The organism is Pseudoalteromonas sp. (assembly GCF_041613455.1).
Classification (GTDB): Bacteria; Pseudomonadota; Gammaproteobacteria; order Enterobacterales; family Alteromonadaceae; genus Pseudoalteromonas.
Genome location: NZ_JBFJHD010000092.1, coordinates 1 through 11,565, shown reverse-complemented (window position 1 = coordinate 11,565; position 11,565 = coordinate 1). Strand labels below are relative to the sequence as shown.

The 11,565-nt window shown below is 41.3% G+C and carries 6 protein-coding genes and 1 pseudogene; 4 read left to right on the top strand and 3 right to left on the bottom strand.

Features of this window, described 5'->3' with window-relative positions:
• The coding region (katG, locus tag ABYB02_RS09960; protein WP_372762312.1) for a catalase/peroxidase HPI at positions 1–1,571 on the bottom strand (1,571 nt) is incomplete at its 3' end.
• Positions 1,572–2,167: 596 nt separating this feature from the next.
• On the opposite strand from katG, the gene ABYB02_RS09955 reads away from it, so the two are divergent.
• From ABYB02_RS09955 to ABYB02_RS09940, 4 genes are all read left to right on the top strand, one after another.
• Positions 2,168–3,397 carry an EAL domain-containing protein gene (locus ABYB02_RS09955; protein ID WP_372762311.1) on the top strand — a complete coding sequence of 410 codons (1,230 nt, stop codon included), beginning with the start codon at positions 2,168–2,170 and terminating at the stop codon, positions 3,395–3,397.
• Positions 3,397–5,004, top strand: a complete 1,608-nt coding sequence (locus ABYB02_RS09950) for a response regulator (RefSeq protein WP_372762310.1) — start codon at positions 3,397–3,399, stop codon at positions 5,002–5,004. Before ABYB02_RS09955 ends, ABYB02_RS09950 begins: the two co-directional genes overlap by 1 nt.
• A gap of 7 nt (positions 5,005–5,011) precedes the next feature.
• Positions 5,012–9,004, top strand: a complete 3,993-nt coding sequence (locus tag ABYB02_RS09945) for an ATP-binding protein (protein ID WP_372762309.1) — start codon at positions 5,012–5,014, stop codon at positions 9,002–9,004.
• A gap of 452 nt (positions 9,005–9,456) precedes the next feature.
• Positions 9,457–10,341, top strand: a complete 885-nt coding sequence (locus tag ABYB02_RS09940; protein ID WP_372762308.1) for a tetratricopeptide repeat protein — start codon at positions 9,457–9,459, stop codon at positions 10,339–10,341.
• Between the two features lie 196 nt (positions 10,342–10,537).
• On the opposite strand, the gene ABYB02_RS09935 is transcribed toward ABYB02_RS09940, so the two are convergent.
• Entirely contained in the window at positions 10,538–11,269 is a 732-nt protein-coding gene (locus tag ABYB02_RS09935; RefSeq protein WP_372762307.1) for a nuclear transport factor 2 family protein, read from the bottom strand.
• A 90-nt stretch (positions 11,270–11,359) separates the two neighbouring features.
• A pseudogene (locus tag ABYB02_RS09930) lies at positions 11,360–11,565 on the bottom strand (ferredoxin--NADP(+) reductase); the annotation flags it as partial.

The window sequence follows — 11,565 nt, the reverse complement described above, 5'->3', positions numbered from 1 at the left end:
GGTTTTGCTAATCCCGCTTGTAGCGTTTCAAGTGCCGCTAATACCTTAGCTAACCGCTGTGGCTCATTGCCGAGCCAATCTTTTTGTGGCGCTAAGCGAATTCGCGCGCCATTAGCACCGCCGCGATGGTCTGAGCAGCGATAGGTGCGCGCACTGTCCCAAGCGGTATTAATTAGCTCGCTGGCACTCACACCACAATTGAGTAATTTAGCTTTTAACTCGCTAATTTCCCTGTCGCTTAAGCTGTAATCAACCGTGGGCACAGGATCTTGCCATATTAAGTCTTCGCTTGGCACATCGGCGCCTAAATAACGCGATTTAGGGCCTAAATCGCGGTGAGTTAACTTAAACCACGCGCGGGCAAACACCTCACTAAAATAGTCAAAATCGTGGTAAAAGCGTTCGATAATTTTACGGTACGTGGGGTCCATTTTCATTGCCATATCGGCATCGGTCATAATCGGGTTTAAGCGAATAGAAGGATCTTCCACGTCTACCGGTTTATCTTCTTCTTTTATATTTACCGGCTCCCACTGGTAAGCGCCGGCTGGGCTTTTGGTCAGCTGCCATTCGTACTTGAGTAACAATTCACAATAACCGTTATCCCACTTAGTGGGGTGTGTGGTCCATGCGCCTTCGATGCCCGAGGTCATGGTATCGCGGCCAATACCACGGGTTTTATGATTATTCCAGCCTAGCCCTTGTTCAAATATATCGGCCGCTTCGGGCTCTGGGCTCAGATTTTCGGCTTTACCATTACCATGGGTTTTACCCACCGTGTGGCCCCCCACGGTTAAAGCCGCCGTTTCTTCGTCGTTCATCGCCATACGGGCAAAGGTTTCGCGTACTTGCTCGGCGGTTTTCAGTGGATCAGGCTGACCATTAACGCCTTCTGGGTTGACGTAAATTAAGCCCATTTGTACGGCAGCTAAAGGGTTTTCCATGGTGTCGGGTTTATCAACACTTTGGTAACGCTCATCGCTGGGCGCAAGCCATTCTTTTTCAGCGCCCCAGTACACGTCTTTTTCTGGGTGCCAAATATCTTCGCGACCGCCAGCAAAACCAAAGGTTTTTAAGCCCATCGATTCATACGCCATGTTACCGGCTAAAATAATTAAATCGGCCCACGATAAGGCATTGCCGTACTTTTTCTTAATTGGCCACAGTAAGCGCCGCGCTTTATCGAGGTTGGCATTATCGGGCCACGAACTCAGTGGTGCAAAGCGTTGATTTGCCGTGCCACCGCCACCACGGCCATCGGCTAAACGGTATGAGCCAGCCGAATGCCATGCCATACGGATCATCAAGCCACCATAATGGCCCCAGTCTGCTGGCCACCATGCTTGGCTTTGTGTCATTAGGTTTTTCAAATCGGTTTTAACGGCTTCCAGATCCAGACTATTAAAGGCATCTGCGTAGTTGAAGTCACTGTCGTAAGGAGAGCTTTTACTGTCGTGCTGATGAAGAATGTCTAAGTTGAGAGAGTTTGGCCACCAATCGGTATTGGTTTTTGACGTTACGGTATTACTACCATGCATAACCGGGCACTGGCCCGTTTTATGATTACTCATATTGAGATCCTTTTAGAACAATAAAAAATGGCGTAGTTGCACTTAATGCCAACACTAATAACAACAACTTAAAATTTAAATAATCAAATTAATCACTGTAAATTTTCAGTTAATTATTAATATAGGTTTATAGCGGGTTTTAAGCCAGCGAAACGCTAGACAGCCTATTGTTAAATTCGTTTATTCATCCGTATGCAATAGCAAAGAGATCTCATAGCATATTGACTAACTAACTCTTCTTTTTTATGAACAATGACTAGCTTTTTATTTGTAAAATACACGTTATTTAATTAGTTATAACGCTTTTTTCTATAGTACCCATGTTGTGTATTTTAGTGATTTCACATCCCCTATTCTCTCGTGATAGCAAGTCAAATAAGAATTTATAATCTATTCCCACATTGATTTATCCACTGATTTTGTTTACAATTGCGGTGTTATTTTGTACTCAACTTTGAACTTTTATAGCTGTTTATACAAACAATAATACCAATCAGCTTGGTTTCATGTAGCACAGTAAAAAATGTCCAAATAGTTACGCACAGTTACATCGTGCGTTCAAAATACACCAACCATCTATAGGGTATATAGATTGTATGCAAGTTTTAATTGTCGATGATCATGCTTTTCAACGCCATGCGTTAGTAAGTATGATAAGCCAACTGAATGTAAGCCAAGTTGACCAAGCCAGTGATGGCTATCAAGCTATACAACTTGTATCAAGCTCCCCGCCCGATATTATCATTTGCGACTTAGCTATGCCTAACATAGATGGCTTAGCCTTGTTAAGATTGCTAGCTGAACAACAATTTTCTGGCAGTATTATTTTATCTAGCGCATCAGATAGCAGCATACTGCGCGCTGCAGCGAATTTAGTTGATACTTTTGGCCTAAGCTTGTTGGGTATTATGCCTAAACCTAGCTCGCTGCGACAATTAAGCTATTTTTTTCAGCAGTACCACAATCGCTTTATTCAAAAAAAAGAAAAAAAGCCAACTTACCTTATTGTCGATACCTGTCGCAACACACTGCAACAGGCATTAGATGCCGGTCAATTTATTAGTGTTTTTCAGCCGCAAATAGAGTTTTCTACTGGTGAGTGTATTAGCCTTGAAGTGTTATGTCGTTGGCAGCACCCAAAGCACGGTTTGCTTTTGCCGTTTTACTTTATAGAACAAATTGAGCAAGCGGGATTGATGCCTGCGCTTACACTTCAGATGATTAGTCAAGCAACCACGGCGCTTCACACATTACCGCCCGCATTTTTGCAAACTAAATTATCAATTAATTTAACGCCATCTTGCTTAAACAACGTCACTATTGACGATATTTTAAACAATCAAGCGCTTATGGCATTGGCAAAGTATCAACGAGTAACCTTTGAAGTTACCGAACAAATCCCGTTACTCAAAGATAATATCTCGCTAGAGTTATTATCTCGGTTGCGGATGCATGGTTTTAACTTATCGGTAGATGATTTTGGCACAGGTTTCTCTTCACTGCAGCAGTTAAGCAAGTACCCATTTAATGAAGTTAAAATCGATCGTAGTTTTATTTCACAGATTCTTAACGACCCACAATCAGCAATCATTACAGAAATGGCAATTCAACTGGCAAAAAAACTTAACATGGTGGTGGTAGTAGAAGGCATTGAAACTAATCAGCAATGGCGATATATGCAACAGCAAGGGGCAGATATTTGCCAAGGGTTTTATTGTGCAAAGCCCATGCAAGCAGAAAAATTAACTCACTGGTATTCGCAATGGCAATTGCAGTATCCAGCGATTACAGCGCAACTAAATCAAGCAGGGCAAGAATACAATTAATGAGTTTTTTACGTAATAAACGCATCTTAGTGGTTGATGATAGCAGTTTAATTTTATCGGCCATTAAGCTAATGCTGCTTAATGAAGGGGCGCTACCACAATATATTGCGCTTGCAAAAGACACCCGTGCTACGTTGAATGCTTGCCAGTATCGGCAGTTTGACTTTATGATTTTTGATTATAATTTAGGGCAAAATGCCGACGGACTACAATTATTAGCGCATTTACATATGGCTAAACTGATCCCCAAAAATTGTGCAGTATTTATTGTTACCGCCGAGCATTCACGTGCGGTAGTGCAAGGTTTTAGTGAATGGCAACCCGATGGTTACTTTGTTAAGCCATTTAATATGAATAATATGCTGCCCCGAATGAAGTTGATTTTTCGCAAAAAGCAGGCTTTAAAAGAGCTCGAAGAATGTTACTTAAAACACGGTTTTGCTGCCGCAAAGCAACAACTAAATAAGTTAATGAGCACCACTTACTATACTGAGTATCAAGTGCAACTACTGACTTGGGATGGACAAACGACTGCAGCGAATAATATTTTGCAAGACGCACTCTCACGAGGCGATGATAACGCTCGGCTAGAATACGCTAACTGGTTATTAGTAGAAGGGAATATTGACCAAGCTCTCAACGTAGCTCATCCTTTGTTAGCGCAACCAAGATTCCGTTTAGGCGCACTTGAGTTATGGGTTAGTGCTAGTTTAGCGCAAGGCTTGCTGCAACAAGCATACGACTATTTAATGCAAATGAATGCACTAGCGCCCGATAATCCACAACGTTTACTGATCCAGTTTAACTTAGCAGTCATTTTAAATAATAATGACTATATGCAACAAAGTGTCGAGCGTTATCAACGGGTAACACAGCAATTAAGTTGGTTAAATATAGATTGTCATTTTAATATTTTACGTTGCTTACTTTCGCAAATAGAAAGCTTAGGTGAAGGAAATTATGGCAGCGAGTTTAAGCGGCTTAAAACCACTTATTTAAATAAGCGACTCGCCATTTTAAAAAACCCACGAGCGGCGCAATTAACCGAAATAAAGCATGTACTCGATGCACGCTTTGCACTATGTGTGGGGGATCGCCAAGTCGCCATTAACATTGTCAAACAATACAGTGATTATGGCAGTTATATTACTCTGCCGTTTTATTGCCAGTTAGATGTTGTCCATATATATCGCAAACTCGCGCTCCCATTACCTGATTTTATTGAACAGCTTAATACTCGGGATCCTAGTCAACACTTGTTATTACAAAATACTTTGCGCTACACCCGTATTTATCAGCAACAGCTTGATGCACAAATCAGAAAAATTAAAGCCGCCGAACAAAGCGGGCAGAATTTACAGGCCGTTTCCATGACCATAAAGGCTATTAAAACCTATGGTATTGACTTACCGTTAGCTCAATTACTGGTACGCGGCTTTAGTAAAGCTATCCCTTTAGATTTACCTCCCGAGCAATTAAATCATTATTATTTATTAGCTAAACACAGCATTACGTTAAACAAAACTCAACTCGAAGATAGCGAACGTTACTTTCAATATTGTCGCTTTATCGAATCTACCATTAGCTTTTTTCAAGCAGAAGCTTAGGATAACCATGTACTATCGTGCTTTTTTAGGTTTACAACTAACTATCTGTGTTGCATTAAGCTGTGTGTTTAGTATTCATGCTACGGCAGAGCAACTGTCCGACAGTTCTCAAACACACAACTTAACCAATAAAAAAGTACTCAATGTTGGTACTCTCAAAGCCCGCTATATACCTTATTTCGACATTGACGATAGCAATAAAATTGCTGGTATTTACCCCGCCTATATTAAATTTTTAGCGCAACGATTAGAAATGCAGGTGCATTATCAACTATTCGACTCGATTACCGAACTTGAACAAGCGATGATTAAAGGGCGGATTGATATTGGGCTATTTTTGCAGCTAACCGAAGCACGACAAGATTACTTAACTTTGAGTAAACCACTGTTAACGGTGCCACGAACGTTATTAATTGCCAAAGAACTTGCTCACCCCGCTTTTTCGCTAGCAACCACTAACAACCTAAAGCTAGCAATGTTTAAATATGATGTGCAGAAGCCATATATTGATAAGCAATTCCCACTCATAAATCAATTTACATTAGAACGTTTTGACGATATTACGCCAGCGCTTAATTATCGTTTAGCCAACGCCCGATTAAGTGATGCGTTAACTAATCAGTATTTACTATCTCAACTTGATGAAGAGCAATTTACCACCCTCACATTGGATGCCTTAGCTGAAAAACAATGGCGGCTACCATTAGCCAGCCATAATCACGAACTAAATAAAACCCTCAATCAATTAATTGCTGATACTGACCCTCTCACACTATCGACGATCGTTTCGCATTCCAGTCAGTGGCACCAACATGATAAAAAAAACGTTATGATGGTTAATCAACAACAGCAAAACTGGCTAACGCAAAATCCTATTTTACGCTACACCACGTTGCCACGTTGGCATAGCATTACTATGATAAATGAAGCGGGTGAGCCTAGTGGTTTATCAATCAGTGTATTAAAACGCATTGCAACTCTACTAGGGGTAACGTTAGAGTATATCCCCTCATATTCTAAAACAGATGCTTTTCAACTGCTTGAAGGCGGCCAAGTAGATATTATTCCTGCGGTATTAAAAACGAAAGCGCGTACTAAATTAATGAATTTTTCTGAGCCCTATTTAACCACCTCGTGGAATTTACTGGTGTTAAAGGAGAGCACATTAACGATTAATCAATTACGCCAGGGGCAATATAAAATAGCCTCGCCGAATGGCGACTACGCCCGCGTAATTAGTCAAAGCTTTTTTTCAAACAGTGAATTAATTACGCAAAATAATATGCTTGATAGTCTAGCACTCTTGAACAAGAAGCAAGTTGATGTGGTGTTTACAACATTAAGTAATACACAAACTTGGCTTGAACAAGAGCAACAACACCACTACAAACTGCTGCCCAATTTATTAGTTAATAACAATGTTGATGTACATATTGGTATTAATAAGCAGGCCCCTGTTTTACCCCAATTAGTTAATCAAGCGCTAGAGGTAATAGGTCACGAAGAGCTAGAAGCGTTGTCTCGCAGTTGGATACAATTAGGCAACGCACAAGATATTGATCTTAAAAAGCTGACTGTTTACAGCCTAATTGCCACTGCCGTGTTTATTATGGTGGTGGGTATATTTTTATACAAAAACCGCTTATTAAAGCGCGAAGTTTCTTTTCGCCGTATCGCGCAACAACGGGCGCTAGTTGCTGAGCAAAAGTTAACGTCAATTACCAATGCAATACCCGGTGCAGTAGTACAGTTTAGTATTACCGGTACACAAGTTATTCTGACTTACGCTAGTCAGGGCATTGAAGAACTGACCCCATTCAAACAAACACAACTTACCACTGAAGGGCTGCTACCTAGTTTAAATGATTTTAGTAGTTTACTTTCTGAGCCACAAGTTACACAGTTAATGCAAGCAGCAGAGCAAGCACTGGTCACCCACCAGGGGATTGATTTTGAGTGTGTACTTAACCCTCCATATAATCATTGGGTTAACTTAGTGGCGTTTCCTGTTGCCGATTCAAACGGGCATTTGTGGAATGGGATACTGCTGGAAATAAACCAACGCAAACAGCATGAATTCGCTCTCAGTGCCGAAAAAATAAAAGCAGAGCAAGCAGCAAAAACCAAATCAAATTTTTTGGCCATGATGAGTCACGAAATACGCACACCACTGAGTGGCGTGATCAGCGCCACAGAACTATTAGCACAATCGCAACTCGATGTGCAGCAGCGCGACGATATAAACACCATAATAACTTCAGCCAACAACTTACTGCACATTCTTAACGATGTACTTGATCATAGTAAAATGGAAAATCAGCAGTTTGCAATTGAAAAAATTCCTTGTGATTTACTGAACATTCTAGAAACCGCAATACGTACCCATATGGCCAACGCACAAGCAAAAAACTTACAGATTGACTTTTACTTTGCACCACAAGTGAATCGCCATGTGCAAACGGATCCAACACGCTTACAACAAATTCTGTCAAACTTGATCAGCAACGCAGTTAAATTTACCTGCCAAGGGTCAATTGCTATTGAAGTGCGCGTATTAACGCAACAACTCAATAAGCAACAGCTTGAGTTTAAAGTGAGCGACACCGGACTGGGTATCGCCCCTGAAAATCAAACAAACTTATTTGCACCGTTTGTACAAGCTGAAAGTTCTACTAACCGTCAATATGGGGGGAGTGGTTTAGGGTTATCTATTTGTAAAATGCTGGTTGAGCGTTTAGAGGGCGAAATTAATCTAAAGAGTCAATTAGGGATTGGCAGTGAATTTAGCTTTGTGCTGCCTATAACGGCTTATCAAAATAATGAGCAGCCTGTTGTTGCGGCTAATAAAGCTATCTTACTGCTTGATGACGGTAGCCCACAGCTTGAGTTAGTTGCACACTACTTAACCTTTTGGCAGCTTGAATTCGCTATTGAAGATACTTTTGATGCGCAGCTTGCATGGTTGAATTCTGTACAACAAAATGACGGTTTGATTATATTTCATCAGATTGCCGATATCATCACCCTTAAAAGCAACTTTCCGGGCTTTATCTGGACAAAGTTATGCGCAGCGGAAAAATACGAATACGGTGCAGATTATTATTTATCGACCAATCCTTTATTAGTAACACCATTACTGGATTTACTAAACACCACTAAAACGAGCAACAAAATAAAACCACATACTCGGCTTGTTAAGCAGCTTAAACCACAAACTAAAGCCCAAGCCATTGCCAGCGGACGATTGATTTTAGTGGCTGAAGATCACCCTACCAACCGCAAAGTAATCAAGCGACAAATCGAGAGTTTAGGGTATTACGCCGATTATGTCGAAAACGGCTCCCAAGCATTGGCAGCACTAGAAGCACAGCAATATAATTTATTAATTACAGACTGCCACATGCCGGTACTCGATGGCTACGAGTTAACTCGTAAATTACGCCAGCGCAACAATAATATCCCTATTATTGCCTTTACCGCTAATGCGTTAATTGGTGAAGCTGAGCTTTGCATTGCAACAGGCATGAATGGCTACATTAGCAAGCCAGTGAGTCAAAGCACACTACAAGCCAAACTCAGTAAATATTTACCAAAAGTGGCTCACCTCCCTCCTTTAGAAGCAATTAACGATAACCCCGAAACTCAGCAGCAAATAGTCAACAGTGCAGAATTGGCAACGATGTTTGGCTCCCCTGAGGCTGCAAAAATGTTATTACTGGAATTTATTGCTAGTTGTAAAGTCGATTTAGACGAGCTCAATAATGCCCTCTTTACCAATGACTATATTTTAGTAGCTTCGGTGGCTCACCGCCTTAAAGGCGCAGCGCAAATGGTACTTGCTAATAACTTAAGTGCTCTTGCCAGTGCCTTAGAGCTTGCTGCTAACCGCCAGCAAAATGCATTATGTATGAGCCATATTGTGGCGTTAACAGAGGCGGTAACGAATTATGAAAACGCGTATAACAGTGAATATTGTCAGCATGAAATAACTAATAGTTAATCTTGGTTATAAAATGTAGAAGAATAATGATCGACACAAGATTACAGCTCGTAATGTAAATTGTAAGGTTTGAAAGTGGCTATAACGATTGAGTCATTAGCTTTATATTCCCCTTCGCTATTACACGTAATAGGGGATATTTTTGCTGTTTTATAGCGCTTTATTATTTTGTAAATTAGCGCCGTTGAATTAAGTAATTGTTCAGCTAATTTACGTTATTATGCGACCTAACTTATTGTTTTTCCCTTTGACATTATGTTGCTTTAAGTAGTTTTTGCCAGCTCACCCCGAGCTGGTTTTTTTTGCCTTGCGTTTACTGTTTGAGCAAATTTACTTAATTACCCAACTTGCACTATAAAGTGACTCTCGAATCAACAACTGCCCTAGTACCCTGAATCTGTGCGTGTTAAAGTTGCTGTAGCGATTTATTGATTTAATTGATTAGGCGTACTATGCGTTACTTTTTATTACTACTTTTTATTTGCGTGACCACTAACACCGCAGCCAATGCCGCTGTTGAAGAAGACCCTTTTGCCCCCACCGAGCAACAACAAAATAAAGCTGTTGATGGCTTAACAGCGCCTATGTATAAACCGCTGATGGAGCGTTATATTCTTGATGAACTCAGAGCCGTACGTCAAGATCAGCAAAAGCTTCGTGAAGATGTAACCAAACAAGTAACCCATGCGCAACTTGATACCGCAGACCGAGCACTTACTTACACCACAGACACCATTAATAATGTATTTTTCATTATTACCGCCACCGCTTCTATTTTGGTCTTAGTAGGCTGGAATTCACTGCGCGATGTGAAAAATAAAGTGGAAGATATCGTAAACACCCGAGTGAGTGTGATCACCGACGAATACGAAGATCGGTTAAAAGTGCTTGAAGAAAAACTCCGTGTGCGCTCTGAAGAAATACTCAGCAACCAAGAGCGTATTTCACTAACCAACGAGGTTCACTCACTGTGGATGCGCGCCAATCTAGAAAGTGATTTTGCCAATAAAATTGAAATTTTTGACGAAATACTCCAGCGCAACCCCGAAGATATTGAAGCCATTGCCTATAAAGCCGATGCTTTACTGGAACTAAACGAAACCGAAAAAGCGGTGGAGTTATGTAACCAAGCGCTGGAGATGGACAGTAATTATGGCTATGCCTATTGGCAACGTGCGTGTGCCTATGCATTAATTCATGAGCATGCCGATGCCTTGGCCGATATAAAAATGGCGTTAGACTTGTCGCCTAATTTACGTAATGAACTACTGCACGAAAGTGCCTTTGCCAGCCTACACGATAACGACAGCTTTAATGCGATTGTCTCTGCCGCTTAAACGTTTATCACCCTTTTATAGAGCAGCGCTTTGGGCTGCTCTTTCTCACTTGCTAGCCATTTAAATACATGCCTGCTTGAGCCTACTATAAATTGCCGCCTGCGCCCTACTATTGCTGCTCGGTGGTGTATTAAGCGCCACGCAGTAACGTAGTAAGCGCTCTACTTTCGTGATTAAATGGCAGTGGGCTGAGTGGTTATCTAAAAAATAACACCTTAATAATTTTGCCGTCTTTAATTTGGTAACTTGAGATAAGCTCCGAGCGCTTATCGATAACATTAGCGTCTTGTGAGCAGGTTTCTGACAACTCATGATCAATAACTATATCGCCAAGCACAATACGCTTTATAGGGGAAGAATGAATACACTTGAGCTTTTTAAACATTAAGCCATAACGTGCAATCAGCTTTTCTTTTCCTTTAAATAGTAGCTCATTAGGGAAAATATAAAACTCCACCTGTTCGTCGTACATTCGCAAAAACTGTTCGATATTGCGCGCATTATAGGCATTCACCAACTGCTCAATAACAGCAAGTGATTCGCGTGATTGTTTAGCCTTATTTTGCTGCTTAAGCGTAAGTGCGTCTTTCGCTTGCGTAACCGCTTGCTCGGCTTCGGCTATGGCTTGGGCTTTTTGTTGTTTATCAATGAGCTTAGCGGCAGGCTGAGGCGCTTCAGTACCCAATACTTTTGAGTCGTCTACCTGATTTTTATCGATAACGGGGGGCTGCAATACTGGCTGTTGGTATTCTAAAGTATTGAGTTTATCTTTGGCTTGCGCGCTGCTAGTCGCTTTGGCTGCTGGCTGTGCTTTAACCTGCTCAGTCGCCGTTTGCGTTTCGGGCTCTGAATTGTGTTGTTCAGTAGCATACACCTGTGCGGCTGCACCAATAAAGAAGAGAGCAAAAGCGATAGATAAAGGTTTCATAATTTTCCTAATATGAACACGAAATACGTTAGCTGCGAAACATAGCAAATTTTACGCATTGCTGATAGCTATTATCCGTTTATAGCCTGTTTACCAGTACTGCTCAACGGTAATGTGGCCAGGCTCTCTGCGCCGATTTCGTTTGTAATTTTGCGTTAATAACAATTCAGTGGTGTCTTTAACCATTTGCGGGTTACCACAAATCATAAACTGGGCATTGTCGGGCGTTGCTGTAAGCCCTGCATGGGCAAATAACTGCTGGTTGGCTATGGCATCGGTAATGCGCCCATTTAAGC